Source organism: Streptomyces sp. NPDC058307 (assembly GCF_042880295.1).
Lineage (GTDB): Bacteria > Actinomycetota > Actinomycetes > Streptomycetales > Streptomycetaceae > Streptomyces.
In genome coordinates, this window is record NZ_JBHVYZ010000005.1 from 37,810 (window position 1) to 63,974 (window position 26,165).

At 71.6% G+C, this 26,165-nt stretch carries 26 protein-coding genes; 14 read left to right on the forward strand and 12 right to left on the reverse strand.

All coding sequences use genetic code 11. The features are described from left to right. Positions 1 to 277 precede the first annotated feature (277 nt). The 10 genes from ACFVYN_RS05650 (at position 278) to ACFVYN_RS05695 (ending at position 10,010) form a co-directional block, all read left to right on the forward strand. Entirely contained in the window at positions 278 to 973 is a 696-nt protein-coding gene (locus tag ACFVYN_RS05650) for an alpha/beta hydrolase (protein WP_389992942.1), read from the forward strand. After that, positions 970 to 1,809 carry a sulfurtransferase gene (locus tag ACFVYN_RS05655; protein ID WP_389992944.1) on the forward strand — a complete coding sequence of 280 codons (840 nt, stop codon included), beginning with the start codon at positions 970 to 972 and terminating at the stop codon, positions 1,807 to 1,809. Before ACFVYN_RS05650 ends, ACFVYN_RS05655 begins: the two co-directional genes overlap by 4 nt. Beyond that, positions 1,806 to 2,666, forward strand: a complete 861-nt coding sequence (locus ACFVYN_RS05660; RefSeq protein WP_389992946.1) for an ABC transporter permease — start codon at positions 1,806 to 1,808, stop codon at positions 2,664 to 2,666. The genes ACFVYN_RS05655 and ACFVYN_RS05660 overlap by 4 nt, the downstream gene beginning before the upstream one ends. 5 nt (positions 2,667 to 2,671) lie before the next feature. After that, complete coding sequence (locus ACFVYN_RS05665) at positions 2,672 to 3,388, forward strand: ABC transporter ATP-binding protein (protein WP_389993357.1); 717 nt, start codon at positions 2,672 to 2,674, stop codon at positions 3,386 to 3,388. After that, positions 3,385 to 4,353, forward strand: a complete 969-nt coding sequence (locus tag ACFVYN_RS05670; protein WP_389992948.1) for an ABC transporter substrate-binding protein — start codon at positions 3,385 to 3,387, stop codon at positions 4,351 to 4,353. The genes ACFVYN_RS05665 and ACFVYN_RS05670 overlap by 4 nt, the downstream gene beginning before the upstream one ends. 23 nt (positions 4,354 to 4,376) lie before the next feature. Then, on the forward strand, positions 4,377 to 5,474 hold the full coding sequence (locus ACFVYN_RS05675) for an LLM class flavin-dependent oxidoreductase (RefSeq protein ID WP_389992951.1): 1,098 nt from the start codon (positions 4,377 to 4,379) through the stop codon (positions 5,472 to 5,474). A 10-nt stretch (positions 5,475 to 5,484) separates the two neighbouring features. Further along, positions 5,485 to 6,480, forward strand: a complete 996-nt coding sequence (locus ACFVYN_RS05680) for an ABC transporter substrate-binding protein (protein ID WP_389992953.1) — start codon at positions 5,485 to 5,487, stop codon at positions 6,478 to 6,480. Continuing rightward, entirely contained in the window at positions 6,477 to 7,583 is a 1,107-nt protein-coding gene (locus tag ACFVYN_RS05685) for an acyl-CoA dehydrogenase family protein (RefSeq protein WP_389992955.1), read from the forward strand. The genes ACFVYN_RS05680 and ACFVYN_RS05685 overlap by 4 nt, the downstream gene beginning before the upstream one ends. Next, on the forward strand, positions 7,580 to 8,956 hold the full coding sequence (locus ACFVYN_RS05690; protein ID WP_389992957.1) for an FAD-binding oxidoreductase: 1,377 nt from the start codon (positions 7,580 to 7,582) through the stop codon (positions 8,954 to 8,956). The genes ACFVYN_RS05685 and ACFVYN_RS05690 overlap by 4 nt, the downstream gene beginning before the upstream one ends. Before the next feature lie 67 nt (positions 8,957 to 9,023). Then, complete coding sequence (locus ACFVYN_RS05695; protein ID WP_389992959.1) at positions 9,024 to 10,010, forward strand: AraC family transcriptional regulator; 987 nt, start codon at positions 9,024 to 9,026, stop codon at positions 10,008 to 10,010. 264 nt (positions 10,011 to 10,274) lie between these two features. Here ACFVYN_RS05695 and ACFVYN_RS05700 read toward each other — a convergent pair whose 3' ends face one another. The 4 genes from ACFVYN_RS05700 to ACFVYN_RS05715 form a co-directional block, all read right to left on the reverse strand. Next, on the reverse strand, positions 10,275 to 10,670 hold the full coding sequence (locus tag ACFVYN_RS05700; RefSeq protein WP_389992962.1) for an SseB family protein: 396 nt from the start codon (positions 10,668 to 10,670) through the stop codon (positions 10,275 to 10,277). 108 nt (positions 10,671 to 10,778) lie between these two features. Next, the gene (locus tag ACFVYN_RS05705; protein WP_389992964.1) at positions 10,779 to 12,020 is read right to left on the reverse strand and encodes an acyl-CoA dehydrogenase family protein; all 1,242 of its coding nucleotides are present in this window, start codon (positions 12,018 to 12,020) and stop codon (positions 10,779 to 10,781) included. Positions 12,021 to 12,120: 100 nt separating this feature from the next. Continuing rightward, a complete protein-coding gene (locus ACFVYN_RS05710) occupies positions 12,121 to 12,672 on the reverse strand; it encodes a cysteine hydrolase family protein (RefSeq protein ID WP_389992967.1) in 552 nt (183 codons plus the stop codon). Further along, positions 12,669 to 14,153: a purine-cytosine permease family protein gene (locus ACFVYN_RS05715; protein WP_389992969.1), complete on the reverse strand. Its 1,485-nt coding sequence runs from the start codon at positions 14,151 to 14,153 to the stop codon at positions 12,669 to 12,671. Before ACFVYN_RS05715 ends, ACFVYN_RS05710 begins: the two co-directional genes overlap by 4 nt. Before the next feature lie 109 nt (positions 14,154 to 14,262). Between ACFVYN_RS05715 and ACFVYN_RS05720 the strand changes: the two genes are divergently transcribed. Continuing rightward, positions 14,263 to 14,934 carry a phosphotransferase family protein gene (locus ACFVYN_RS05720; RefSeq protein WP_389992972.1) on the forward strand — a complete coding sequence of 224 codons (672 nt, stop codon included), beginning with the start codon at positions 14,263 to 14,265 and terminating at the stop codon, positions 14,932 to 14,934. 13 nt (positions 14,935 to 14,947) lie between these two features. Here ACFVYN_RS05720 and ACFVYN_RS05725 read toward each other — a convergent pair whose 3' ends face one another. Further along, entirely contained in the window at positions 14,948 to 15,946 is a 999-nt protein-coding gene (locus tag ACFVYN_RS05725; protein WP_389992975.1) for an aldo/keto reductase family protein, read from the reverse strand. A 73-nt stretch (positions 15,947 to 16,019) separates the two neighbouring features. Then, a complete protein-coding gene (locus ACFVYN_RS05730; RefSeq protein WP_389992977.1) occupies positions 16,020 to 16,247 on the reverse strand; it encodes a hypothetical protein in 228 nt (75 codons plus the stop codon). A 104-nt stretch (positions 16,248 to 16,351) separates the two neighbouring features. Between ACFVYN_RS05730 and ACFVYN_RS05735 the strand changes: the two genes are divergently transcribed. Together ACFVYN_RS05735 and ACFVYN_RS05740 are read left to right on the forward strand one after the other, a co-directional pair. Then, positions 16,352 to 17,482, forward strand: coding sequence for a hypothetical protein (locus tag ACFVYN_RS05735; protein WP_389992980.1), 1,131 nt, complete (start codon positions 16,352 to 16,354; stop codon positions 17,480 to 17,482). Positions 17,483 to 17,702: 220 nt separating this feature from the next. Further along, positions 17,703 to 18,407 carry a class I SAM-dependent methyltransferase gene (locus ACFVYN_RS05740; RefSeq protein ID WP_389992982.1) on the forward strand — a complete coding sequence of 235 codons (705 nt, stop codon included), beginning with the start codon at positions 17,703 to 17,705 and terminating at the stop codon, positions 18,405 to 18,407. Positions 18,408 to 18,433: 26 nt separating this feature from the next. Here the strand turns inward: ACFVYN_RS05740 and arsM are convergent, their stop codons facing one another. Together arsM and ACFVYN_RS05750 are read right to left on the reverse strand one after the other, a co-directional pair. Then, complete coding sequence (gene arsM / locus ACFVYN_RS05745) at positions 18,434 to 19,219, reverse strand: arsenite methyltransferase (protein WP_389992984.1); 786 nt, start codon at positions 19,217 to 19,219, stop codon at positions 18,434 to 18,436. 35 nt (positions 19,220 to 19,254) lie between these two features. Beyond that, entirely contained in the window at positions 19,255 to 19,953 is a 699-nt protein-coding gene (locus ACFVYN_RS05750) for an NADPH-dependent F420 reductase (RefSeq protein WP_389992986.1), read from the reverse strand. 181 nt (positions 19,954 to 20,134) lie between these two features. Between ACFVYN_RS05750 and ACFVYN_RS05755 the strand changes: the two genes are divergently transcribed. After that, positions 20,135 to 21,364 (forward strand): PP2C family protein-serine/threonine phosphatase, encoded by a 1,230-nt coding sequence (locus ACFVYN_RS05755; RefSeq protein WP_389992988.1) that lies wholly within the window; start codon positions 20,135 to 20,137, stop codon positions 21,362 to 21,364. 49 nt (positions 21,365 to 21,413) lie between these two features. Here the strand turns inward: ACFVYN_RS05755 and ACFVYN_RS05760 are convergent, their stop codons facing one another. From ACFVYN_RS05760 to ACFVYN_RS05775, 4 genes are all read right to left on the reverse strand, one after another. After that, positions 21,414 to 23,036, reverse strand: coding sequence for a protein kinase (locus tag ACFVYN_RS05760; RefSeq protein ID WP_389992991.1), 1,623 nt, complete (start codon positions 23,034 to 23,036; stop codon positions 21,414 to 21,416). A 107-nt stretch (positions 23,037 to 23,143) separates the two neighbouring features. Continuing rightward, complete coding sequence (gene tatA / locus ACFVYN_RS05765; protein WP_389992994.1) at positions 23,144 to 23,422, reverse strand: Sec-independent protein translocase subunit TatA; 279 nt, start codon at positions 23,420 to 23,422, stop codon at positions 23,144 to 23,146. 73 nt (positions 23,423 to 23,495) lie between these two features. Beyond that, positions 23,496 to 25,202, reverse strand: coding sequence for an LCP family protein (locus ACFVYN_RS05770; RefSeq protein WP_389992997.1), 1,707 nt, complete (start codon positions 25,200 to 25,202; stop codon positions 23,496 to 23,498). Positions 25,203 to 25,413: 211 nt separating this feature from the next. Then, a complete protein-coding gene (locus ACFVYN_RS05775) occupies positions 25,414 to 26,130 on the reverse strand; it encodes a lytic transglycosylase domain-containing protein (protein ID WP_389992999.1) in 717 nt (238 codons plus the stop codon). Positions 26,131 to 26,165: the final 35 nt, after the last annotated feature.

Here is a 26,165-nt window from a genome sequence, read left to right on the forward strand (position 1 = left end):
CCGGTCATGATGGGCGCATGCACACGACCGCTTCTGCTGCCTTTCTGACGCAGCGCCGAGTCATCGACTTCGGCGTGGCGTGCAGCGCGCGCTGTCGCTGACCTTCCCCGCGGTGCCCGGCCACCGCTGAACTGATCACGCATTCTCTCCGTCGCATTGCCGCGCTGACACGTGACAGCTCTCTCCGTCTGCCCCTTTTCCCCACCTCTGTCCCGCCCCTTTTCCCTGGCTCTTTTCCTGGCTCTTTTTCCTGCCCCGACAAGGGAGTTGCCCCCTCATGCCCTCACCCTCCTCCTGGGACGAACCCGAAGGTCTCGCCGCGCGTGGCACGCTGATCGTGCTGGCCGGCCGGGGCGAACACGGCGGTGTGTACGAGCGGTTCGGCCGCCGGCTCGCCTTCGACGCCTACCGGGTCCGCGCCCTCGGTGACGCGTCCGCCGATCCGTCCGTGCTCGACGAGGCGGCCAAGCTGCTCGCCGACGAGTCGCTGCCCGGCCCGAAGGTGCTGGTCGGATCGGACACCGGTGCGCGGTACGCCGTTCAGCTGGCCGCCGAGCGGGCCGGGGACGTCGACGCCCTGATCCTGGCCGGTCTGCCCACCTCCGCCTGGAGTGCGGGCAGTTGGGAGGCCGAGGCCGGGGCCCGCACCGCCTGCCCGACCCACCAGGGTCGCCTGACGAACGACCCGGACTTCCGGCGCGGCGCGCTCGGCTCCGTCCCGGAGCCGCCCGCACCGCGCCTCGACCTGGTGAGCGTCCCCGTCCTGGCCCTGCACGGCGAGGACGACGTGGTCAGCCCGCTCGACGAGGCCCTCCGCGCCTACGGCGACGCGCGGACCGTGGTCTTCCACGGGGGCCGGCACGACGTCCTCAACGACGCCCTGCACCGCACCGCCGCCGCCACGGTCGTCCTCTTCCTGGAGCGGCTGCGCCTGTCCCCCGAGCTGCCGCTGATCGCCGAGGAGCGGGCATGACCGTCACGACCACCGTCGCGGAGCTCCGCGAGCTCCTCGCCGCCGACACTCCCCCGGCCCTCCTCGACGTCCGCTGGGCACTGGGCGATCCGCACGGCCGCGCGCACCACGCCGAAGGACACGTCCCGGGCGCGGTGTACGTCGACCTGGACACGGAACTGGCCTCCGCTCCCAGTCCCCAGGGCGGTCGGCATCCCCTGCCCGCGATCGAGGACCTCCAGGAGGCGGCTCGGCGCTGGGGCATCCGGCAGGACCAACCGGTCGTGGCGTACGACGACTTGGGCAACACGGCAGCCGCCCGTGCCTGGTGGCTGCTGCGCTACGCGGGCCTGACCCGGGTGACACTGCTCGACGGTGCCCTCGGCGCCTGGCGTGCGGCCGGGCTGCCCCTGGAGTCGGGACCGGTCGCCGATCCGCCGCGGGGTGACGTCGTCCTGCGGGTGGGTGCGCTTCCGGTGGTCGACGCGGACGGGGCCGCCGAACTCATCGTCTCCGGACTGCTGTTGGACGCGCGGGCGGGCGAGCGGTACCGCGGTGAGGTGGAGCCGGTCGACCCCCGGGCGGGCCACATCCCGGGCGCGGTCTCGGCGCCGACCGGTGAGAACCTCGCGGCGGACGGGACCTTCCTGCCGGCCGACGAACTGCGCAAGCGGTTCGAGGAACGGGGCGCCGGTGCCGCGGACCGCATCGGCGTGTACTGCGGCTCGGGCGTCACCGCCGCCCACCAGATCGCCGCGCTTCAGATCGCCGGTTTCGAGGCCGCCCTCTTCCCCGGCTCCTGGTCCGCCTGGTCGGCGGATCCCGGCCGCGCGGCGGCGGCGGGAGGCCGGCCATGACGACGAAACCGTTGGAGCTGCCCGCCCTGGAGACGCCCCCGCCCTCCACCCGGGTCACCATTCGCGGCGTCACCAGGACCGGCCGCCGCTTCACGCTCCCCCGCTCCGTGCGCCGGGCCGTCGGCCCCGTGGGACTGGTCCTCCTGTGGTTCCTGACCTCGGCCACCGGAGTCCTGCCGGAGTCCGTGCTGGCCTCCCCGGTCGACGTGGTCAAGCAAGCAATCGAGCTCACCAGGAACGGCGAACTCCCCGACGCCATCGCCGCGTCGGGCCGCCGGGCCGCCACCGGCTTCCTGATCGGAGGGACGATCGCCCTGGGCCTGTCCCTGCTGGCCGGACTGTTCCGGCTCGGCGAGGACGTCATCGACTCCTCCATGGGCATGTTCCGCGCGATTCCCTGGGTCGGACTGATCCCGCTGTTCATCGTCTGGTTCGGCATCGAGGAGACCCCGAAGATCGCCCTGGTCGCGCTCGGGGTGACCTACCCGCTGTACTTCAACATCTACGGCGGCATCCGCTCCACCGACTCCCAACTCGTCGAGGCCGCGCGGATGATGGGCCTCGGCAGGCTCGGCCTCATCAAGTACGTGATCCTGCCGAGCGCGCTGCCCGGCGCCCTCGTGGGGCTCCGGTACGCGCTGTCCACCGCCTGGCTGGCGCTGGTCTTCGCCGAGCAGATCAACGCGGACGCGGGTCTCGGCTATCTGATGAGCAACGCCCAGCAGTACTTCCGCACGGACGTCATCGTGCTGTGCCTCGTCGTGTACGCGCTGCTCGGGCTCGCCTGCGACTTCGCCGTACGGATCCTTTCGCGCCGCCTGCTGACCTGGCGGGCCAACTTCGAGGGCGGGGCGTGAGTCTCATGGCCAACAGCGTGGAGATACGGGGCCTTTCGCGGGCCTTCGACGGCAACACGGTCCTGCACGAGCTCGATCTCGACATCCGTGAGGGCGAGTTCGTGGCCCTGCTCGGGCACAGCGGCTGCGGCAAGTCGACGCTGCTGCGGATCCTGGCCGGGCTCGACGAGGAGATCGGCGGCGAGGTGACCGTGCCCGCGCGGCGCAGTGCCGCCTTCCAGTCGCCGCGGCTGCTGCCCTGGCTGAAGGTGTGGCGCAACGTGGTCCTCGGCCTGCCGGGCCGCCCGGACCGGGCGCTCGCCGACAAGGCACTGGACGAGGTCGGCATCGCGGACCGCGCGACCGTCTGGCCCAAGACGCTCTCCGGCGGCCAGGCCCAGCGGGTCTCCCTGGCCCGCGCCCTGGTCCGGGAGCCCGAACTGCTGCTCCTGGACGAGCCGTTCGGCGCCCTCGACGCCCTGACCCGGGGCCGGGTGCAGCAGTTGGTGGCCGAGCTGTGGAAGCGGCACGGCTGCGCGATCCTCCTGGTCACCCATGACGTCGAGGAGGCACTGCTGCTCGCCGACCGCGTCCTGGTGATGGACGAGGGCCGCATCGCCCACGAGCTCACCGTCGACCTGCCCCGCCCCCGTGACCTGACCGCCCCCGAGTTCGTGACCCTGCGCGCCCGCCTCCTGAACTGGCTCGGCGTGACCCGCACCCTGGAAGGAACCCCCTCGTGATCCGCAGAATCGCCGCTGCCGCGCTCGGCCTCTCCGCACTGCTGACGCTGACCGCCTGTGGCGCGGACTCCTCCGCCGAGGCCTCGTCCTCCAAGCAGGTCACCCTCACCATCGGCGACCAGGCCAAGACCCTCCAGACCATCGTCGCCGCCTCCGACGCCCTCAAGGGCGCCAAGTACAAGGTGAAGTGGGCCGAGTTCCAGGGCGCGGCCCCGCTCTACCAGGCCGTGCAGGCGGGTGCCGCCGACACCGGCTACTCGGCGGACCTGCCGGCGCTCCAGGCGCTCAGCGGCGGGGTGCGGGTGAAGAACGTGGCCGCGCTCCAGAACGACGGCAGGCATGTCGGGATCGTCGTCCGCAAGGGCTCCGGCATCGGCAGTGTGAAGGACCTCAAGGGCCAGAAGGTCGTGGTGTCCTCGGCCAGGGGCAGTGTCGCCGAGTACCTGCTGGCCAACGTGCTCAAGCAGAACGGCCTCAGCTACAAGGACGTCCACGTGCAGTACCTGCTCCCGACCGACGCACAGGCCGCCTTCGCCTCCGGGAAGATCAAGGCTTGGGCCACCTTCGGGGTCTACCAGGCCGTCGGTCTGGAGCAGGGCGGCAAGCTCCTGGTCGACGGCGCGGACGGCCGGGTCAGCGGCATCGGGTTCATCAACGCCTCCGACGAAACCCTCGGCAACTCGGCCAAGAAGGCCGCGCTGGCCGACTTCCTCAAGCGCCTCGGTACGGCCCTGCAGTGGACGAGCACCCACCAGGACGCCTACGCGAAGGCGATCCAGGAGCGCAACGGCGCCGACGCCACCGTGGCGAAGACGCTGGCCTCGGCGGCGTACGGCAAGGTCCTGCCGATCACCGCCGACGTGAACCGGACCGTCCAGGGCGTGGCCGACCTCATGAACGGCATCGGGGTCCTGGACCCGAACGTCGACGTGGCGAAGTCGGCCGACACCTCGCTCCTCAAGTAACCCTCACGACACGGGAGTTCCTCATGCCTGTCGAGTTCATCAGTGCCGTCCACACCGACTCCGGCACCAACAGTCCCGCGAGCGTCCGCACCGGCTTCGACCCGGACTTCGTGCGCAGGTACGCCCGCGCCCTGGACGACGGCGGCTTCGACCACACCCTGGTCGCCTACCACTCGGCGTCCCCGGACGCCTTCCAGATCGCCCAGTTCGTCGCGACCCACACCGAGCGGATCCGCCCCATCCTGGCGCACCGGCCGGGCGTGATCTTCCCGACCCACGCGGCCCGGGCGCTGGCCACCCTGGACCTCATCAGCAAGGGGCGGCTGTCGGTGCACATCATCTCCGGCGGCAGCGACGAGGAGCAGCGCCGGGAGGGCGACTACCTGGGCAAGACGGAGCGGTACGAGCGTTCGGACGAGTACATCCAGATCCTGAGGAAGGTCTGGCAGGCCGACGGACCGGTCTCGCACGAGGGCAAGTACTTCAGGTTCGAGGGCTACGCCTCCGACGTGAAGCCCTACCACGGGCTGATCCCGGTCTCGGTCGGCGGCTCCTCGCAGGACGCCTACCGGGTCGGCGGGCAGCAGGGCGACATCTTCGGCCTGTGGGGCGAGCCGTTGAAGGAGACGGCCGAGCAGATCGCCGCCGTGAACGCGGTCGCGGATGCCACGGGGCGTCCCCGTCCCCGTATCTGGGTGTCGTTCCGCCCGATCATCGCGCCCACCGACGAGTTGGCCTGGGAGAAGGCGCACCGCACGCTCGGGGTGCTCAAGGACCAGGCCGCGAGCGCCGAGTCGCTGCGTCACTACCGCACCGCCGGCCGCCCCGATAACGTCGGTTCGCAGCGGCTGCTCGACATCGCCGAGCGGGGCGAGGTCCACGACCGCTGCCTGTGGACCGCGCCCGCGGTCGCCACCAACGCGGCCGGCGCCTCCACCGCGCTGGTCGGCTCCCCGGAGACGGTGGCGAAGGCCCTCCTCGATTACGTCGACATCGGCTGCGACCTGCTCTCGATCCGCGGCTACGACCCGCTCAACGACGCCATCGACTACGCCCGTCACGTCCTGCCGCTGGTCCGGCAGGAACTCGCCCACCGCGCCGTCGGCGCCCACGCAGCCTGATGGAGACCCCGTGTTGTTCCACCGTTCTCTGCGCACGTCCGCCGCCGTCCTCGCCCTGCTGCTGCCCTTCGCGGCGGCCTGCGGGGGCGACGCCCAGGCCGAGTCCCCCACCGTCACCCTCACCGTGGGTGCCACGGGCTGGAAGGTCGAGGAGGCGGTGCTGAAGTACGCCCACCTCGACGACACCCCGTACAAAGTCAAGTGGAGCCTCTTCCAAGGCGGTGACAAGCAGCTCCAGGCCATCCGGGCCGGGGCGCTGGACCTCGCCTCCTCCAGTGAGATCCCGCCGATCTTCGCCGCCGCCGACGGCAGCCCCAACTTCAAGGTCGTCGCCGTGCAGAAGGGCGCGACCCTCAACCAGGAGGTCGTCGTCCCCAAGGGCTCCGCGGTCACCGGCATCGCCGGTCTGAAGGGCAAGAAGGTCGGCTACGTCCAGAACACCACCGCCCACTACTTCCTGTACGAGCTGCTCAAGCAGGCAGGCCTGAAGTGGTCCGACATCGACGCCAAGCCGCTGCTGCCCAATGACGGCCTGGCCGCCCTCAACGGCGGCGGCATCGACGCCTTCGCCTCCTACGGCACCTCGATCATCACCGCCCACCAGCAGGGCGCCACGACCATCGGCTCGGGCAAGGACATCCTGTCCGGCAACTTCCTCTGGTCGGCGCGGGACAGCGTGCTGAAGAGCCCGGCGCAGAAGGCGGCCGCCGCCGATCTGATCGCCCGGATCACCAAGGCGTACGCGTACGTCCGCGACGGACACCTCGACGGCTTCGCGAAGGTCACCGCCGACGCCACCCACCAGCCGCTCGCCCAGGCGAAGAAGGACCTCGCGGACGCCCAGGCGCAACGCCCGACCCGGGCCCGCACGGTGGGCGCCGACACCATCGCCTCGCAGCAGAAGGTCGCCGACGCGTTCACCGAACTCGGAGCACTGAAGGAGCACTTGGACGTGAAGTCGTTCTGGACCACCGCCCTCGACGCCGACCTGAAGAAGGCGCTGTGACCGAACGCATCGCCGAACTGGCCGCGGAGTACGACCGATCGGCCGCCTTCCCCGCCGAATCCCTGCGCGTCGCCCACGAGGCGGGCCTGCTCACCGCCACCATCGGCGAGCGGTACGGCGGCCGGGGCGCGGGCGTCGAGGAGAGCGCGCGCATCCTGCACACCCTGGGCCGGGGCGACCCGTCCGTCGCCCTCATCGCGGCGATGACGCTCGCGGGCCACGCCCGTCAGGCCGTACAGCCGCACTGGCCCGAGGAGTTGTACGCGCGCGTGGTCAAGGAGTCGTTCGAGCGTCCCGTGCTGCTCAACCACGCGCGCGTGGAGCCCGATCTGGGCTCCCCAGCGCGGGGCGGGCTGCCCGCGACCCGGGCCAGGCGCACCGCCGACGGGTGGGCGGTCAGCGGCACCAAGCGGTTCGTGACGGGGGCCGAGGGGCTCGACTGGTTCCTGGTGTGGGCGACCACCGACGAGGAGGAACCGCGGGTGGGCACCTTCCTGGTGCCCGGTGACTCGCCCGGTGTCGAGATCACCGGCCGCTGGGACCAGTTGGGGCTGCGGGCGAGCGGCAGCCACGACGTGACCTTCCGGGACGCCGAGGTGCCGTACGAGCACGTGATCGGGCTCGCGCCGCACGGGCCGGGCGCCGAACAGGACAACCGGGCGGGCGCCGCCCTGCATCTGCCGCTCGCCGCCCTCTACCTGGGCGTGGCACGCGCCGCGCAGGCGTTCTTCCACACCTTCGCCCACGCGCGCGTGCCCGCCAACCTCGGTCATCCGGTGGCCCGGACGGAACGCTTCCGCCGCACGGCCGGGGAGATCGAGGTCCTGCTCGCCGCCGCCGAGCAGCTGGTGTTCGACGGTGCCGCGAAGCTGGACGCCGACGACCCGGCGTACACCCCCGAACAGGCCCTGGGCGCCCGGGTGCTGGCCGACCGGCACGGGGTGCGGGCCGTGGAGCTCGCCGTACGGCTGCTGGGCAACCCGGGCCTGTCCCGGGGCAACCCGTTGGAGCGGCACTTCCGGGACATCCAGTGCGCGCCCGTGCACGCGCCCCAGGAGGACATCTCCCTGCTCGCCATCGGAACGAAGGCACTGAACCCGTGACAGCAGCACCGGAGACCACCGTGTCCGCGCAGTTCCTGGGGCTGCTCGCCCGCGATCTGCCGCCCGACCGGCTGACCACCGACCCGGACGTGCTCGCCGCCCACGCCACCGACCGCTCCGGAACCGCACCGGGCGGCGAACCCCTCGCGGTCGTGCACGCCCGGCGCACCGAGGACGTGACCGTCACGCTGCGGCACGCGCACGCCCTCGGGGTGCCGGTGGTGCCGCGCGGGGCGGGCACCGGCCTGTCGGGCGGGGCGACCGCGGGCGACGGCGTGCTCGTCCTGGATCTGTCCCGGATGAACCGCGTCCTCGACCTGTCGGCCGACGACCAGCTCGCCGTCGTCGAACCGGGGGTCATCACCGCCGAGTTGGACCGGGCGGCGGGCGCGCACGGCCTGCGGTACGCGCCGGACCCGGCGAGCGCGGCCCTGTCCACGATCGGCGGGAACATCGCGACCAACGCCGGCGGCCTCAGATGCGCGAAGTACGGGGTGACCCGGGACAGCGTGCTGGGCCTGCAGGCGGTGCTGGCCGACGGGACGGTGATCAGCACCGGCCGCCGTACCGTCAAGGGGGTCACCGGCTACGACCTCACCGCGCTGCTGACCGGCTCGGAGGGCACGCTCGCGGTGATCACCTCGGCGACCCTGCGGCTCAGGCCCGTTCCGGTCGCGACGGCCACGCTCGCCGCGTACTTCTCCTCCTTCGAGGCGGCGGCCGAGGCCTCCTACACCCTCACCCGGGCCGGGGTCGAGCCCGCGCTGGCCGAGCTGGTCGACGGGCCGGTGCTGCACGCCGTCGACCCCGCGCTGCGGGAGCGGGGCGCCGCGCTGCTGGTGGTGCAGTGCGACGGCGCGGGCGCGGCGGCCGAGGCAGCCACGGTCGCCGGGCTCCTGGCACCCCTCGCCTCGACGGTGGAGGTGACCGAGGACCCGGCAGAGGCGGAGGCCCTGCTGTCCGCGCGCCGTCTCGCGCTGCCCGCGCTGGAACGGCTGGGCCGCCCGCTGATCGAGGACATCGCGGTGCCGCGCTCCCGGCTCGCCGAGGCCGTGCGCGAGATCCGGGCGATCTCGGCCCGGCATGACGTGCCCGTGTTCACCATCGCGCACGCGGCGGACGGGAACCTGCATCCGATCATCGTCGTCGACCGGTCCCTGGACGGGCTGCCGGACGCCGCGTGGGAGACGGCCGGCGAGATCTTCGCGCTGGCGCTGCGGCTCGGCGGGACGCTGACCGGGGAGCACGGGGTGGGGGTGCTCAAGCGGCAGTGGGTGGCCGAGGAACTCGGGCCCGCCGCCCACGCGTTGCAGCGGCGGATCAAGGAGGTGTTCGACCCGCGGGGCATTCTCAACCCCGGAAAGGCGTTGTAGTCCCGGCTTGGGGTCATGCTGGACAGCAGACGCCGAAGACGCCGAGCGGGGAGGAGTTGGGGACGCCGTGGCCGTGGAAGCAGACGTGGCGGCCGAGTTCAGCAGCTACTCCACGAACTCGCTGGACGAGGCGCACGACGCCATCGCGGCCCACTACTACGACCTGCGGCTCGAAGTCGTCGGGCACGCCTCGGAGTTCGCCACCCGGCTCAGTGTCGTGGAACTCGGTGCGCTCACCGTCGGCGACATCCGCTTCGGCACCGAGATGCGGATGAGCTTCGGCGAGCCGGGCGTGTACCACGTCGCCGTCCCCTTCGGCGGCTGCTTCAGCCTCCGGGAGGGGCACGGTGACGTGGGGTTCGCCGACGAGCGGCGGGCGCTGGTCTTCGATCCGGCGCGGGACATCCACATCGACGCCTGGTCCGCCGACTGCCAGGCACTCACCGTCAAGATCGACAAGACGGCCGTGCTGCGGCAGCTGGAGGTGCTGCTGGGCCGGTCGGTGCGGCGCCCACCACGCTTCGGGCCCTGCATGGACGTCTCGCGGGGGCCGGGCCTGAGCTGGGTGCGCCTCGCGCTGTGGAGCCTGCTGGAGCGGGATGTCCCGCTCGGGCTGCTGAGCCATCCGATGATCCGTGGCAGTCTCGAGCAGACCCTGCTGGAGGGGATGCTGCTCGCCACCGACCACACCTTCCGCGCAGCGCTGGAGGCGCCTCCCCCACCGATGCGCCCGGCGTCGGTGAAGCGGGTCATGGACGCCGTACAGGAGCTGCCCGCCGAGCCCTACGACGCGAACCGGCTCGCGGCCATCGCCCAGGTCAGTCTGCGCACCCTTCAGGAAGCTTTCCGCAGGCATGTCGGCATGTCGCCCATGGCGTACGTCCAGGAGGTGCGGCTCCAGCGCGTCCACCGGCAGCTGCGGGCGGCGGCGCCGGGGACGACGACCGTGACGGACGTGGCCCACGCGTGGGGGTTCGTCCATCTGGGCCGGTTCGCGCGACGGTACCGGGAGCGTTACGGGGAGTCGCCCTCGCAGACACTGCGCGCCGCGTGAGCCGGCCCGCCCGCCGATCCGCCGCGTTTTGCGGACACGCGCCACGTTTTCCGGAGCGACGGCCTGCCGGATCGGTCCTATGGTCGGGGCACGGCGATCGCACGGCCCGGGGATGAGCAGAGTCGGCGCCGCTCATCTCTGTTTCCGCATGCGAGAACCAAGGTGCGGCAGCGGGAGTTCGGGTCGCACCCTCGGCGGGCCCGGCCGCTCTCCCTCCGTCGTATGTGGTGGCCGGGCCCCACCGTGTGAGGCCCGGCGTGCGGCTCAGCCCTGCGGCCGCGCCAGCAGTGTGCGCACGCCCTCGGATGTGAGCGTCAGCGGGTGGGTGGAGCTGGCGTCGATCGACAGCGAGAGATCGCCGTCCGGCCACTGCGCGGCGAGCGCGCCCAGCGGCACCAGACGGTAGCGGGAGACGAACGGCAGAAGTTCGGCCATCTCCGTCTCCGAGGTGAACACGGGCACGATGGGGGCGCCGTCCTGCTGCTCCAGCACGGGCAGCGCCACGGTCGAGTCCTCGTCCGCGGCGTCGTCGGGCACCGGGATGAGCACGTCACTGGTCGCGAGCGTGTCCAGCGCCGTCGCGTCGTCGGTGTTCTGCGTCAGCGCGTCCAGGGCCCGCTGGGCCGGGGTGGCGCTGTGGTCATTGGCGGGTGTGTCCATGGCAGATCCCCTGGTAGCGGCGGTCGTGCGGCCCGCCCACGGGCATGATCGCCCGGAGGCGCGGTGCTGCTCGCGTACCCGAGGGTGCCGAGAGCATGCGCTCGGACGTCAGGGAATCAGCGCGATGTGCTCCGAGGGCAGCCCCAGGGTGTCGCATCCGACCCGCCGCACGAGGGGCTCGTACATGCCGGGTCCCACATGGGTCCAGTACGTGGCCGCGTCCCGGAAGTAGCGCTGCATCCGTTCGCCGTCGCGCGCGTGGCGGGAGCCGGCCGTGCGGAACAGGATGCCCTGGAGGACGTCCCAGGCCAGGCGGCCGGCGTTGAGGAACGTCAGGGCGAGCCGGTTGTCCTCGGCCGCGGTGAAGGGTGCCTCGCCGCTCACGTTGCGGCGGCAGGCCTCCATCCAGTCCTCGGCACTCTGCCGGAGGGCCGCCTCGGCCAGGTTGATCATGCCGAGGGCCTCGCCGAGGTGGCGCTGGTAGTCGGGCAGGTCGGCGCGGGTGCGCTCGGGTTCCAGGAGCAGCGGGCGGGCGGCGACGATCCGGGCGTACTCGTCGGCGGCGGCGTATGCGGTGCCGATCATGACGGCGGCCAGCTCGCCGTGGAAGAAGCTGGGCGCGCGTCCCGCGTACATCGGGTTGCCGTGCAGCTTCGAGCCGACGCTTCCGCCCTCCACCGGCAGGTCCGGCAGGCTCGTCTCGCGCGTGAAATGCGCGGGGACACGGGCCTGTTGCATGCGGATGCTGTTGGATCCGGTGCCGCGCAGGCCGAGGGAGCCGCGCCAGTCGTCGAGGGCCGTCCACACCGAGCGCGGGGCGACGAAGAGCACGGGCGGGCCGGGCGGGTCGCCGGGCTTCTCGGGGGCGCGCAGGGTCTGGCCGAGGTAGTGCGTGGAGTAGGGGGCGCCCGAGGAGTAGGGCCAGGTGCCGTCGAGGATCACGTGGTCGGGGCCGTCGGGTCGCGCGACGCCGACGGGCGCGACCGTGGAGGCGGCCCGGAAGTCGCCCTCGGCGCCGAGGAGCTCGTCCTGGGCTTTCTCCTCGAAGACCGTGCAGACCTGGAGCACATGGGCGGCGGTCAGGGACAGGGCCCAGCCGCTGGAGGGGCAGCCGCGGGCGATCTCGACGACCACGCGGTAGAAGACGGGCAGGCCCAACTCGTGGCCGCCGTAGCGGCGTGGCTGGAGGATGCGGTAGAAACCGGCCCTCAGGAAGTCGTCGTGGGTGGCCTCGGGGTAGTGCGTGAGCCGCTCGGTCTCCGCCTGGCGGGTGAGCAGCGCGGGTCTGAGGGCCACGGCCCGTTCGATGATCTCCTGCTCGGTGGGGCCGGTTTCGGGTGCGGCGGTCACGGTGCCTCCTGACGTGTGGGGCCGTCCTTCCGTGCTGCGCTACGAGCGATTCAACACGGCCGAGCGCCGCCCGGTACCGACCGGATATCGCCAAGTCCGGTCAGGTTCCGATCAGTTGATCCACGGTGACGACCCGGATCAGCGGCCCGTACGCCGCCATCACCTCCAGCGCCCTGGCGTGCGAGTCGTCGTCGGCCCCGGCGCAGGCGTCGGACACCACCAGGGTCTCGACACCCGCGTCGGCGGCGGCGAGGGCGGTGGACAGGACACAGCAGTCGGTACTGACACCGGCCAGGACCAGGCGGCCCTCGGGTCCGACACGGGTGGCGAGTTCGGGGGTCCACTTGCCGAAGGTGGTCGCGTCCAGGATGTGCGGGGCCCGGTCCGCGAAGTCGTCGGTGAGGCGCCACAGCGGGGCGTGCGGCGGCTGCAGGGCGAAGGACCACCGCGCGTAGTAGGCCCGCCAGGCGCCGGTGGGCTGGTCGGGGGCGACGAAGCGGGTGAAGGTGACCCGCTCGGCGAAGGCCGGCAGCAGTCGTCGTACGCCTGCCGCCGCCTCGGTGTAACGCGGGGCGGCCCAGGGGCTGTCGGGCTCGGCGAAGACGCGCTGCATGTCGATGACGGCGAGCCACCCTGCCGTCCCTGTCGTCATACGACGGCCTCCTGCGCGCGGACCGGTCCGCGGCCGAGGGCCAGGGTGCCGAGGAAGCCGGCCGCGAGCGCGGCCAGGACGCCGAGGTTGGCGTACGCCCAGGCGCCGGACGTGCCGCCGAGGCCGAACGGGTCGAGGAGATAGCCCTGCCAATCGAGCCAGCTCGCGGCCGAGTTGGTGACCAGGCCCCAGCCGAGGGCGGTGGCGAGGAGCGTCAGGATCAGCGGGGTGGGCGGTACGTCGCCGTAGCGGCCGCTCGGGCGGTAGAGGTCGGCGTCGTCGTAGTCACCGCGGCGCAGGGAGAGGTCGGCGAGCATGATGCCGCACCAGGCGGCGATGGGGACGCCGAGTGTGGTGAGGAAGCCCATGAACTGGCCGAGGAAGTCGTCGGCGAAGAACACGATGTAGACGGCGCCCGCGATCATCAGGACGCCGTCGACGAGCGCCGCCAGCGGACGCGGGATCCTCAGGCCCGCCGAGAGCAGGGCGAGGCCGGAGGAGTAGATGTCGAGGACCGCGCCGCCGACCAGGCCGAGGACGGCGACGACGGCGAAGGGCACCAGGAACCAGGTCGGCAGGAGGGTGGTGAGCGCGCCGATCGGGTCTGCGGCGACGGCGTCACTGAGCTTGGTGGACGATCCGGCCAGCAGCAGTCCGAAGACCAGCAGGAGCAGCGGGGCCACCGAGGCGCCGAAGGTGGTCCAGCCGACCACGCCCCGGCTCGACGAGGTCCGGGGCAGATAACGGGAGTAGTCGGCGGCGGCGTTGACCCAGCCGAGGCCGAAGCCGGTCATCATGAAGACCAGCGCGCCGATGAAGTCCTGGGCGGAGCCCGCCGGGAGGGCGCTGACGGTGCTCCAGTGGATGTGGTCGGCGACGAGACCGACGTAGACGACGGTCAGTGCGCCCGTCACCACCGTGATCACGGTCTGCAGCCGCATGATGAGGTCGAAGCCCATCACCCCGCCGACGACGGTGAGCCCCGCGACCACGATCAGGGCGATCACCTGGGTCTGTGTGCCCCCGCCCCAGCCGAGCCGTCCGAAGACGGTCGCCGTGGCCAGGGTGGCGAGGGCGCACAGCACGGTCTCCCAGCCGACGGTGAGCACCCAGGAGACGACCGAGGGAAGGCGGTTGCCGCGCACCCCGTAGGCGGCGCGGCTGAGCACCATCGTCGGCGCGGAACCCCGCTTTCCGGCGACCGCGACGAACCCGCAGAGCAGGAACGAGAAGACGATCCCGATTACGCCGGCCACCAGCGCCTGCCAGAAGGAGATCCCGAAGCCGAGCACGAACGAGCCGTAACTCAGGCCGAGGACGGACACGTTGGCGCCGAACCACGGCCAGAACAGGGTCCGCGGGGTGCCCTTGCGTTCGGCGTCGCCGATCACGTCCAGCCCGTGCGTCTCCACCTGGAGCTGCCGGGCGGTGGATCTTTTGTCGGGGGATCTGTCGTCGGGGGGTCCCGAGGAGTCCGTCATCGTCGACCTGCCTGTTCAGACGTGTTGGGGCGACGGTAGGCAGGGGGCGCGGGGGCGTCAATCACCTGCCGGCAGTTGAAGTGTCCAGCAGTCGGGGGATGATCAGCGTATGCGCCCGTTGAAGCACGGTTACACCAACCGCACTCTGAGCGACGGTGCCGTCGTGAAGAAGACGTACGCGGGACCCGATGCCGAACTCAGGCTCCACCGCGAACGTGTGCTGCTCACCCGGCTCCGGGGCCGGCTGCCGGTGCCGCCGGTGGAGGCGGCGGACGACGCCACCCTCACGCTCGGCTTCGTGCGGGGCACGCCCGGCCAGGAACTACTCGACTCGGGCCGAGCGGCAGCGGTCCTCGCGAGCTGCGGAGAGGTGTTGCGCCGCCTCCACGAAACCGGGCCGGACGTGCCGACGGTGGGCGCGCCGACGGCGGGGAAAGTGCTCGTGCATGGCGACTTCGGTCCCCACAACGTGCTGCTGGATCCCGCCACCTGCACGGTCACCGCCCTCGTCGACTGGGAGTTCGCCCACGTCGGAGACCCGGTGGAGGATCTGGCCTGGTGCGAGTGGATCGTACGGATGCACCACCCCGCCCAACGTCAGGCACTCCCGCACTTCTTCCGGGCCTACGGCGACGACGTGCCCCCTTGGCCGGTCCGGCAGGCCGCCATGCTGGCCCGCTGCGAAGCGCTGAGGGAGTTCTGCCACCGCTGGAAACCGAACGGCTCGGGTGTACGGCGGTGGCAGGAACGATGGACCGCCACCGCCGCCTGGACGGAGTAGCCCAGGAACCCGTTCACCGGTGCTTGACGCCGGCCTCGGCGCCCGGGGCGAGGGTCGGTTCGGTGACGGGGACATCACCGAGGGCCCGGTCGACGGCGGCGAGCAGGTCGTCGGAGAGTTCCACGCCGGAGGCGGCGGCGTTGGCATGGACCTGGTCGGGCCGGGAAGCACCGGTGATCGCCGAGGCGACCTCGCCGCGGCGCAGGACCCAGGCGAGCGCCAGGGTGGGCATGCTCAGCCCCGCCTCCTCGGCGATGGGCACGAGGCGCTGAACCGCTTCGAGGATGGTGTCGTTGTAGACCAGGTCCTTCGAGACCGCCATGTCCGCGGAGGCGAACCGGCTGCCCTCCGGCACCGGCTGCCCCGGCTTGTACTTGCCGGTGAGCACGCCCTGGGCCAGCGGCGACCACACGATCTGCGAGATGCCGTTGGCCGCGCACAGGCCGAACACCTCGGCCTCGGGGGCCTGCCACAGCATGGAGTACTGCGGCTGGGAGGAGACGAACAGTTCGGGGCCAGCGAGGTCGATCGCCGCCCGGATCTGTTCCGGGGTCCACTCGCTGAAGCCGATGTAGCGGGCCTTGCCCTGCTCGACGACCTTCTGGAACGCCTCCACGGTGTCCTCGATCGGCACGGTGGAGTCGAAGCGGTGCGCCTGGTAGAGGTCGACGTGGTCGGTCTTCAGGCGGCTGAGGGAGGCGTCGATCTGCTGGGCGATGTGGGCGGGGGACAGTCCCCGGTCGGCCGGGTCGTCCGACATCGGGAAGTAGACCTTGGTGGCCAGGATGTAGGAGTCCCGGGGGTGGGCGGAGAGGATCTCGCCCCACGCCGTCTCCGCGGCCCCCCGGCCGTAGGCGTTGGCGGTGTCGAAGAAGTTGATGCCCGCGTCGAACGCCGCCTCGGTGCAGGCGCGGGTCGCGTCCGCCTCGACGCCGCCGGAGTAGGTGAGCCAGGATCCGAGCGAGATCTCCGAGACGTTCAGGTCAGAGCTGCCGAGTGTGCGGTACCGCATGGTTGTCGCTCCTTGTTTCGGCCGGCCGCCATAGATGACCATGCCAGGCTCTCATCCATCCGGTCGGCCTGTTTCACTCGGCGTCGAGCTGGTGACCGGCCCAGTCATAGCTCTCGGGCGGCAGCAGGTCGGTGATGCGCACGGTCCGGGTGCGGGCGTCCGTGCCGACGATGACCTTGAGGGCGGGGAAGCAGTCGAGCAGAACCAGACGGCAGCGCCCGTACGGGGGAACGACCCGTCCCGGACCCGTATGGAGTGGCTCGAGATCCGACAGCGAGATCGCCGAGCGCCTCTTCGTCACCCCGTCACCGCCATGACCCCGCGCATACCGCACGCGATCATCACCCCCTACTCTTCCTCTGTTCGAGACACCTACGGACACGGCCGAGGCGGGGGACGACACACATGGCATATCGGCGCGCGGTGATACCGGCCCTGGTCGGCGGGCTGCTGATCACCCTGTTGCTGTGGTGGGCGGGGGCGAGCGTGCAGGCACTGCAACTGCGGGGCAGCACAAGCGTGTTGGACGTGGACTCGGTGAACGAACTCCGGCGGTGGCTCACGCCCTGGTCGTACGACTCCTCGGCGGTCCTCTCCTCCGACGGGACCGCGGGCATGGACCCGGGCCAGGGCACCCGGTACGCCGATCTGTACAGCACCGCGATGCAGATCAGGTTCGTGGCCCTCTTCGCGTTCTTCCTGGCCGGCGCACTGCCCCTGCTGCGCAGGATCCCTCCCGTGCAGGGCCGTGCGCCGGCCACGCTGCTCGCGCTGTGGGCCTGGGGGCCGGTGGCCGCGACCCTGGCCGTGACGGTCTCCGCGCCCTGGCTGATCGCGTCCCGGGGGCGCGGCGGCTACCGGGTCCTGCCGCAGCTGGCATGGGTGATCGGGTCGAGCGGGCCGGTCGTGGTGTTCGCGGGGCTGGCGACCGCCCTGCTCACGGTGGTCGTGGCGCGGGTCACCACCAAGGGCGCTGACCCGCTGCCCCGGCGCAGTGTGCCGCCGCGTGCCGCCCGCCTGGCCGCGAGCGTCGGAACGGCGGTGGTCGCGCTGTCGCTGGTGGTTCTGTCGTACGACTCGGTGGCAGCCCGGATCCAGACGGCGTTCAGCGGCGCGGGCCCGCTGGCCGAGCCCGGTGACCTGCTGCGCCAGTGGCTCGTGCTCGGCGCCTTGAGCGGTCCGTCGACCACGACGCTGGGCCGATGGCTGGTGTACCGGGCCGCCGACGTGCTCCTGCTGGCGGTGGTGTGGTGGTCGCTGCGCCTGCTGCCCGGCCTGCTCACCCGGACCACCGCGCCGGCGATGGCGGTGGGAACGGTCTGCGCGACCGTGCTGGGCCTGTTCGCGAGCCAGGTCCTGCACATGGCGGTCGACGACACTGTCTCCGTGTGGGGTCCCGTGCACATGCTCTCCCCGCTCGGCACAGGAGTCCCCGCAGCCCTCACCTTCGGCCTCACGGCAGGACTGGCGGCCTTCGCGACCCTACGGCTGACCGGGGACCGTGACCCCGCCCCCTCGCCCGTTGTCCCTGCCTGAACCCGCTGGCAGCACGCACAGCACAGCGATCGACGACACCGCCTCCGCCTGGGGCCCCGTGCACACGCTCACCCCACTCGGCACAACCATCCCCGCAGCCCTCCTCCCCCTCGGCCTCACCGCAGGACTGACCACCCTCCCGACCCTACGGCTGACCGGGGACCCCGGCCCCGCCCCATCACCTGTTGTCCCTGCCTGAACCCGCTGGCAGCATGCCGTGATGCGCATCAACACCGCCTACGAAGGCGCCCTCGGCGACCACTTCGCCGACAACGCGACCGACGGCCCCTACAACGCCCACACCGACCGGCCCGCCATGTTCGCCCTGGCCGGCGAGGTCACCGGGCTGCGCGTCCTGGACATCGGCTGCGGTGCCGGGCACTACATCACGGAACTGCGGGCACGAGGCGCGGCCGAGGTGGTCGGCGTGGAGGGCAGCGGGACCCTGTTGCGCCATGCCCGGGATCGCGTCGGCGACGACGACGCCGTCACCCTGCACCACCACGACCTGGAGGAACCCCTCGGCTTCCTGCCCGACGACTCGTTCGACCTGGCGGTCATGGCCCTGGTCCACCATCATCTGGAGGCCCGTCGGCAACTGCTGGCCGAAGTCCACCGCACCCTGCGCCCCGGCGGGACCCTGCTGGTCTCCACGTTGCACCCGACCGCAGACTGGGTCTGGCACGGCGGCTCCTACTTCGACGAGGACCGTGTCGAGACGCGGTTCGGGGACAGCGGCACCACGCACTCCTACCGCCGTATGACGATGCAGACCTTCCTGGGCGAACTCCTCGACGCCGGGTTCGCCCTGGAGCGGTTCGTGGAGCCACGGGCCACGGAGGCCGCCCGCCGTGTCGACGAGAGCCGCTACCTCAAGACCCACCGGACGCCGTTCTTCGTCGCCGTCCGCATGCGCAAGAACTAGCCAGTCCGGGACGGCAGGCCACCGCGTCAAGTCGTGGCCTCACCGACCGTACCGTCGGGGTCCGCGGCGGGCTTGGTGGCGCGGACGATGGCCGAGTGCAGGCCGTCGGCGACCGGGTGGGTGGGGACGATCTCGACGCCGGTAAAGCCCGCGGCCTCCAGGCCCGTGCGGTACTCGGCGAAGGACAGGGCTCCCGCGATGCAGCCGACGTCCTCCCCGCATTCCGCCCGCTGTGCGGCGGTGAGGGCGTCGTCGGCGACGACGTCGGAGACCCCGATGCGGCCGCCGGGCCTGAGGACGCGGAAGGTCTCCGCGAAGACGGCGGGCTTGTCGACGGACAGGTTGATCACACAGTTCGAGATCACGACGTCGACCGTGTTCGCGGGCAGCGGGATCGCCTCGATGGTGCCCTTGAGGAACTCCACATTGGTGGCGCCCGCCTTCGCCGCGTTGGCCACGGCGAGGGCGAGCATCTCCTCCGTCATGTCCAGCCCGTACGCCCTGCCCGTCGGCCCGACGCGGCGCGCGGAGAGCAGGACGTCGATGCCGCCGCCGGACCCGAGATCGAGGACCCGCTCGCCCTCGCGCAGTTCGGCCACGGCGATCGGGTTGCCGCAGCCGAGGGAGGCGGCGACGGCCTCGGCGGGCAGCGTCCCGCGCTCGTCCGCGCCGTACCTGGTCGAACCGAAGTTCTCGTCGGCCTCGACCGGCTCCGGCCCGCAACCGGCTTCACCGCCCTCGGTGACCTGGACGGCCGCCGCCGCATAGCGTCGGCGCACCGCCTCCCGCAGGTCGGTGGACTGCTCGCTCATGACCTCTCCTCCCCGCTGACTTCGTGGACCCCGGATCAGCCGCCGTGCCGGGCGCCCTGGACATGGAAGTTGAAGTCGCCGTGGCCGAGCGTGCCGTACAGGCGCAGCCAGATCGGCAGGAGCATCTCCGCGCCACGGGCGCTGGTGATGTCGCCCAGGTCGATGACGCTCGTCTCGGGCCAGCCGAAGGAGCCCAGCAGCGCGGTGACGGCCTTCTTGGCGCCGGTGTCGTCGCCGCTGACGAACACGGTGTGCTCCCCAGGCACCCGGGCGGGCTCCACCATGACGAAACAGTTCATGGTGTTGAGGGTCTTGACGACCTTGGCCTCGGGAAATGCGCGCTGGATGCGTTCGCCGAGACTGTCGGTGTTGACCGGGTCGAGCGTCGGGGGCATCCCGGCGGAGTAGTCCAGCGGGTTGGCGACATCGATGAGGATCTTGCCGCTCAGGTTGGCCGCGCCCGCCGCTTCAAGGGCGGTGAGGCTCTGCTCGCCGGCGGTGGTGTTGACGACCGTCTCACCGAAGGCCGCGGCCGCCTCGAAGGTCTCCAGACGCACCTGGCCGTGGCCGGCGTGCCACTGAGCGAACGGCGGGTTGCCCATGCCGTCGGGTTCGGTACGGGCGAGAGTGGCCTTGGGATCGCGGGTGCCGATGACGACGTCGTGACCGAGGGAGGCGAGCTTGCCGGCCAGCGTCCGGCCGACGATTCCGGTGCCGAGGACTGCGTAACGCATACGAGTGGGTCCTTCCGGGACTCGGGTGAACCGGCCGCAGGGGCCGCGGGGGCCGTGCCCATGACGAATCCGAACCAGGTCGTTCGCTGCCGCCTGATGACGTTAGCTGTCGAGACGTCGGCAGGATCCCCTCTATCGTGGAAAATCACATCATGATGGCTCGTGTCGAGGCAGGCTGCACATGAGGAATCCGCAGATCGACTACGCGGCGGTATTCCGGGCCCTGCCCGGCATGGTGGCGCTACTGACGCCCGAACTGGTGTACGTCGACGTCAACGACGACTTCGTACGGCTCTCCGGTCGCGCCCGTGAGCAGCTGCTGGGCCGCTACATCTTCGACGTCTTCCCCGAGAACCCCCATGACGCGGCCGCGGCCGGGATGCGGGAGACACGGGAATCGATGCTGCGCGCGGTGGCCACCGGCGAGCGCGACACCATGGCGGTGGTCCGCTACGACATCGAGGACGCCCAGCGTGTCGGCCACTGGCACGAGCACTTCTGGAGCCCGGTCAACGCCCCCGTCCTCGGCGCCGACGGGAAGGTGACCCTGCTCGTGCACCGGGTGGAGGAGGTCACCGAGCTCATCCGCGCCCACGGCGGACCGGGCAGCGGCGGCCGGGCCCACGTGCTGGAGGCCGAGCTCTACACCCGGGCCAGGGAACTCCAGGAGGTGAACGAACGCCTCCGTAAGGCCCACGCCCACGAACGGGAGGTCGCCCTGGCTCTTCAGGAGGCCATGCTGCCCGCGCCGAGGCCCGTGGGTCACCACAAGGCGGCCGTCCGCTACCGGCCGGCGGTCGGCGCCCTCAACGTGTGCGGTGACTGGTACGACCTGGTCGACCTGCCGGGCGAGCGCCTCGCCGTCGCCGTCGGTGACGTCGTGGGTCACGGTCTGGCGGCCGCCTGTGTCATGGGCCAGTTGCGCAGCGCGCTGAGCGCCGCCGCCCGCGTCGCCGACGGCCCGGCCCGGGCCCTGGAGGCCCTCGGGCTGTACGCCCGCTCCGTGGACGGCGCCGAGTCCACCACGGCGGCGACGGCTTTCATCGACTGGGACGACCACACCCTCACGTACAGCAGCGCGGGCCACCTGCCGCCCGCCCTGCTGCACCCGGACGGCACGGTGTCCTTCCTGGACCGGGCCACCGACCCTCCGCTCGGCGCCAGCCCCGAGCACGCCACCCGTCCGGAGGCCGTCTCGCCCTTCGACGAGGGCGCCACGCTGGTCCTCTACACCGACGGTCTGATCGAGCGCCGCACCGAGGACATCGACACCGGCCTGGCCCGTCTCACCGACGCGCTCATCCGCCACCGCCGCGCCGGCCCCGAGGATCTGGCCGACGCGCTCCTGACGGACCTCCTCCCGCCCACCGGCAACGCCGACGACACCGCACTGGTCGTCATCCGCCTCTGAGCGGACCCGCCGCGGCGCCACGGCGCCCCGATGTCGTCGTACGGGACCCTCAGTCCTCCGCGGGCATCACGCGGGTCACCCTGCCCTTGGGGGTCGCCTCCAGATAGCCGGACTGGCTGTACTCGTTGCTCAGGTACACGGCCATGCCGAGGGGGGTGTCGAACGTGTCGTTGGGCTGTTTCACCAGCACGTAACGGGTGTTCGGTTGGTCGACGTTGAGCTTCTTGCGGGCCTCTTCGAGGAGCTTGGGCACCTTGTTCCAGTCGAAGCCGTCGAGGTCGAAGGGCTGGTCACCGCCGGACAGGGTGCCCTTGATGATGCCCTTCTCCACGCCCGTCCCGGGGCGGTAGGTGTAGGAGTCGTACTTGCTGTCGCTGCCGTTGACCATCATGTCGGCCGACACGAAGTCGTCGTAGACGGTGAAGTCGCCGAATCTGTCCCGGCCGCTCCCCTGCCGCAGCGCCTTGACGGCGGTGCGGATGCCGTCGGGGGTGAGCAGGCTCGTGGCCGCCGTGTCCTTCGACTGGCGAGCCGCCGGGGCCGCGCTCGCGGAGCCGGTCGACTCTGGGGCCGGGGTGGCGAAGGACGAGGCGCCGGTGTCCCCGGTGCCGCCCGAACCGCCCGAGTCTCCTCCGGAGGGCAGCAGCCACCACATCACGAGCAGGGCGCTCGCGACGGCGGTTCCCGTGACGCCGAGCAGGACACCAGGTCCGGTCCGGTTCCCGCGGCCCGCGCGGACGGGTGAGGTCACCGGCTGACCGGTTCCGGCGGGGGCGCCGACGAAGGGAGTCGCGGGCGGGTGCCACGCGGTCACCGGATCGCCTCGCCCCGACTCGATCTCGGCCAGCCACCGGTCCAGCTCGGCGGACGACGGCCGCGCCGCCGGATCCCGTACGAGCACGCTCATGAGTACGTCGCCCAGGGCACCGGACCGCACCGGTGGCGGCACGTTCTCGTTGAGGACCGCGGCGAGGGTGGCGAGGGTGCTGCCGCGGCGCAGCGGGTGGTGTCCCTCCACGGCGGTGTACAGCATCATCGCGAGCGACCACAGGTCGGAGGCGGCTCCGCCCTCGTGGCCCGAGATCCGTTCCGGTGCCATGAAGTCGGGGGTGCCGATGATGGATCCGGTGGCGGTGAGGCTGGTCGTCTCGCGGATCGCGGCGATGCCGAAGTCGGTGAGGACGGGGCGCCCGTCGGACCTCAGCAGGACGTTGGCGGGCTTGACGTCCCGGTGCTGGATACCTGCGTCGTGCGCTGCGGCCAGCGCGGCCAGCACACCCCTGCCGATCCGCGCCGCCTCGGCCGGCGGCATCGGCCCCTGGGCAAGCCTATCGGCGAGCGAGCCGCCGCCGACTAGCTCCATCACGATCCAGGGGTAGGTGCCCTTGCCGCCGTCGACTATGTGGTGGATGGTGACGACGTTCGGATGGTCGATCCGGGCCAGGGCCCGTGCCTCGCGCAGCACCCGTTCCCGCAGCATCCGCGCGCTGTCGGGGTCGTACTCGGCGAGGTCCCGGTCGGGCGGGCGGACCTCCTTGACGGCGACCATCCTGTGCAGCACCAGGTCCCTGGCCCGCCAGACCGTGCCCATCCCGCCGCCGCCGAGACGGGTCTCCAACTCGAAGCGCCCGTCGACGACTCGTCTGCCGGGGCCCTCGCCTGCCTCACTCATGGGCGGGAGCTTAGTGGCCCCCACCGACAGCGTTCGCCGCGTCCCCGATCACGACAGCGGGCGTCAGGCGGCTCCCCGACGGGTGGGCGAGGACGGCGTTCGGGAGCTCAGTGGGCCGGGTTGCCCTCGGCCGTCCGATGCGCTGCCGCGGGCTCTCCGGGTGCGGCCTGCACGGCCGGCGCGGTCTGCTCGGCCGGGGCGGAGGCCGGGGCGGCGGTGCTCTGCGCGGTGCCGTCCTCCTTCATGGCCTTGGCCTCGCTCTTGAGGATGCGCATCGACTTGCCGAGCCCGCGGGCGGCCTCGGGCAGCTTCTTCGAGCCGAACAGCACGATGATCACGATCGCCACGATCAGCAGGTGCCAGGGCTCCAGTCCGTTGCGCAGCATGCCGCACGTCCCTTCTCTACGCTCATTGTTGCCAGCTTGCGCAACTGTACAACCCGCAGGCCCGGTACCGGCCTCACTCGTCGGAGTCCTTCTTGCCGGTGGCCTCCGCGTACGCCTGCGCCGGTGTCATCGCGACCCCGTGGAGGGAGACCGTCTTGTAGGGGCTGACCTGGGCGCAGGTCTTGGCCTCGTCGGCGGTCTGCGCGTTGGCGTTGGAGACGGCGGCCTTGGTGTCGGCCGGCGTCGGCGAGGAGGAACCGCCGGGAAACGTGCTGCCGCTCGTCCAGTCGCTGCCGATCACCAGGGTCAGGCCGGTTCCGGTGCCCGCCTCGACGTGCGAGGTGGGCAGCCCGAGCGCCTTGGCGGCCGTCTGCGCCTCGGCCTTCTGCCCGGTGCCGTAGGTGAGGGTGGTGGTTGTCGCGGGGCTCGGCGCGTTGGCGGTGGTCGTGGCGGAGCTGAAGCCCTGGCCGGTGAGCGCGTTCGCGATGTCGGAGGCGCGACCGGTGATCTCGGTGCCGTTCTCGACGGTCACGGCGATCTCGGAGGCGGGCACCGCCGATGCCGTGGCCGTCGCCGAGGCCGCCGAGGACTTCTTGCCGGAACCGGTGGTCAGGGACTGGTCGTCGGCGATGCTGGAGAAGAGGGACTTGGCACCCGCGCCCACCACCACGCGGTTGCTGTTGTTCGGGTCGGCGGCGGTCTGCATCGTGGTGAAGGTCATCCGCTTGGTGGGGACCTTGTTCACGTCGGCCGCGAGCCCGATCAGCTTCTTGACGCTGCCGAGCCCGTCGTCCACGGTGAGCGCCTTGGTGGCGGCGTCGGCGAGGCCGTAGACCGCGGTGGGGTCGGTGAGGGTGCCCGCGCTCTTGAACTTCCGGATCATCGCGCTGAGGAAGATGTGCTGCGAGACCGTACGGCCGATGTCGCTGCCGTTCCCGAAGCCGTGCCGCGAACGGACGAACTCCAGGGCCGCCTCGCCCTTGAGGGTGTGGTCGCCCCTGGACAGTTTCAGGTGCGAGTAGGTGTCGTACACGTTGTTGTTGACGCACACGGAGACACCGCCGACCGCGTCGGACATCTTCACCACGCCGGAGAAGTCGAGCTTGACGAAGTGGTCGATGGGGATGCCGGTGAGCTGGTGGATGGTGGCCACCTGACAGGCGGGGCCGTACTGGAGGGCGCTGTTGATCTGGCCGTAGTAGCCCGGCGTGGACTGGCCGCTCTCACTGTCCTTGCAGGCCGGGACGTCGACCATGGTGTCGCGGGGGATGCTCATGACGGTGGCGTTGGAGCGGTCGGCGGATATGTGCACCACCATCTGCACGTCCGCGTTGCCGTTCCCACTCTGCACGCCGGTCTGGGAGCAGCCGCCGCCCAGCTTGCAGTCCGCCTTGCTGGTCCGGCCGTCCGAGCCCATGACCAGGATGTTGATCGGGGTGCGGCCGAACGCGTCGGCCTTCTCCGAGCCGCCCTTGCCGTTGAGCGCGACGCTGTTGATGTTGCCGTTGAGGTGCTGGTAGAACCACCAGCCGACCCCGGCCGTGCCCAGGACGAGGATCGCCAGACACATTCCGACGATCTTCAGCACCCGCCTGCCGCGCCGTGCCGGACGGGTCCTGCGACGCGACCGTTTGCCCCCGTGCGAGCGGGCCGCCTCCCGGGCCGCGGCCCGGCCACCGGGCCGCGGTGGCGCGCCGGCCTCGCCCTCCCGCTGTCCCGGCACCCGGCCGGTGCGGCTGCGCGTGGCCTGACCGCCCGGGCCGTCCCACGGGTCGCTCATCTACCACTCCCACGAAACGGTCGGGCCCCTCAGGCCGGGCCATCGAGTGGGCGGCCGGGCGTGCGCGGCGGTGTAAGGCAGGCGAAGCGGGAAACTCGCCTAGGTTGCGTAGTTGCGCAATCTAACAAACCCCTGGCCCGGCCAGCACGGACACCATCGCATTTCACGGGTGAGAGATCTCATGGAGGAACGCGGCAACCTCCGAGGCACCTCAGCCTTCACCCAGGGCGCGTGCCGCCTTCGCCCAGTTCGCACCCAGTTTCTCCAGGTAGGACTGGGCCTGGCCGCCCGGGGTCACACCGCGCGCGAAGGCCAGCATGTTGCCCGCGCCCGTGTTGTAGCCGAGGGCCAGCAGCTCGTCCTTGGCATACGGCGCGGCCCAGGTGGTCGGCAGTGCGGCCGCCAGGTCGTGCAGGTACCAGGCCTCGGCCTCGATGGCGAGGTCCCGGTCGTCGGGCAGCTCCTCCCAGCCGCGGTGCGCGAAGTCCCGGCCCTTCTTGACCTCGTCGAACGTGGCGCGGTGCATGTTGGCGATACCGAAGGCCGCGTCCGGCTTGACCTTCTGCCAGGCCCGCTCCAGGGACGGGACGTGCGGTTTGTACGCCTCGTTGTAGAGGATCGCCATCAGCAGCCGGGCGTCGACACCGGTCTGGCGGGCACGGCTGCGGACCTGGGGGGCGTAGTCGGCGGGGTCGTACGGCGAAAAGGTCGTCGCGGAAGGTGAAGGCGCGGGCGACGACGTGACCGAAGACGCCTTCGAAGGCGTGGCTGCGTCGGTCGTGGGGGTCGGTGTGGGGATGTCCGTCGGGGCCGGAGCCGACGGATCGCCCTGCGAGGTGTTCGCCGCGCGCACGATGACGTACAGCGCCAGGGCGAGAACCACCACCGGGATCCAGCGCCGGCGCCTCGACGCCCGGGCATCCGCCATGCCTCGCCCCTCTCTCCCGCACCCTTCGTACAGGA

Excerpts from the sequence above, each read along its gene's own strand:
- ACFVYN_RS05650 (WP_389992942.1), top strand. The coding sequence starts at position 278 with ATGCCCTCACCCTCCTCCTGGGACGAACCCGAAGGTCTCGCCGCGCGT.
- ACFVYN_RS05655 (WP_389992944.1), top strand. The coding sequence starts at position 970 with ATGACCGTCACGACCACCGTCGCGGAGCTCCGCGAGCTCCTCGCCGCC.
- ACFVYN_RS05660 (WP_389992946.1), top strand. The coding sequence starts at position 1,806 with ATGACGACGAAACCGTTGGAGCTGCCCGCCCTGGAGACGCCCCCGCCC.
- ACFVYN_RS05665 (WP_389993357.1), top strand. The coding sequence starts at position 2,672 with ATGGCCAACAGCGTGGAGATACGGGGCCTTTCGCGGGCCTTCGACGGC.
- ACFVYN_RS05675 (WP_389992951.1), top strand. The coding sequence starts at position 4,377 with ATGCCTGTCGAGTTCATCAGTGCCGTCCACACCGACTCCGGCACCAAC.
- ACFVYN_RS05700 (WP_389992962.1), bottom strand. The coding sequence starts at position 10,670 with ATGGACACACCCGCCAATGACCACAGCGCCACCCCGGCCCAGCGGGCC.
- ACFVYN_RS05710 (WP_389992967.1), bottom strand. The coding sequence starts at position 12,672 with ATGACGACAGGGACGGCAGGGTGGCTCGCCGTCATCGACATGCAGCGC.
- ACFVYN_RS05715 (WP_389992969.1), bottom strand. The coding sequence starts at position 14,153 with ATGACGGACTCCTCGGGACCCCCCGACGACAGATCCCCCGACAAAAGA.
- ACFVYN_RS05720 (WP_389992972.1), top strand. The coding sequence starts at position 14,263 with ATGCGCCCGTTGAAGCACGGTTACACCAACCGCACTCTGAGCGACGGT.
- ACFVYN_RS05725 (WP_389992975.1), bottom strand. The coding sequence starts at position 15,946 with ATGCGGTACCGCACACTCGGCAGCTCTGACCTGAACGTCTCGGAGATC.
- ACFVYN_RS05735 (WP_389992980.1), top strand. The coding sequence starts at position 16,352 with ATGGCATATCGGCGCGCGGTGATACCGGCCCTGGTCGGCGGGCTGCTG.
- ACFVYN_RS05740 (WP_389992982.1), top strand. The coding sequence starts at position 17,703 with ATGCGCATCAACACCGCCTACGAAGGCGCCCTCGGCGACCACTTCGCC.
- arsM (WP_389992984.1), bottom strand. The coding sequence starts at position 19,219 with ATGAGCGAGCAGTCCACCGACCTGCGGGAGGCGGTGCGCCGACGCTAT.
- ACFVYN_RS05750 (WP_389992986.1), bottom strand. The coding sequence starts at position 19,953 with ATGCGTTACGCAGTCCTCGGCACCGGAATCGTCGGCCGGACGCTGGCC.
- ACFVYN_RS05755 (WP_389992988.1), top strand. The coding sequence starts at position 20,135 with ATGAGGAATCCGCAGATCGACTACGCGGCGGTATTCCGGGCCCTGCCC.
- ACFVYN_RS05760 (WP_389992991.1), bottom strand. The coding sequence starts at position 23,036 with ATGAGTGAGGCAGGCGAGGGCCCCGGCAGACGAGTCGTCGACGGGCGC.
- tatA (WP_389992994.1), bottom strand. The coding sequence starts at position 23,422 with ATGCTGCGCAACGGACTGGAGCCCTGGCACCTGCTGATCGTGGCGATC.
- ACFVYN_RS05770 (WP_389992997.1), bottom strand. The coding sequence starts at position 25,202 with ATGAGCGACCCGTGGGACGGCCCGGGCGGTCAGGCCACGCGCAGCCGC.
- ACFVYN_RS05775 (WP_389992999.1), bottom strand. The coding sequence starts at position 26,130 with ATGGCGGATGCCCGGGCGTCGAGGCGCCGGCGCTGGATCCCGGTGGTG.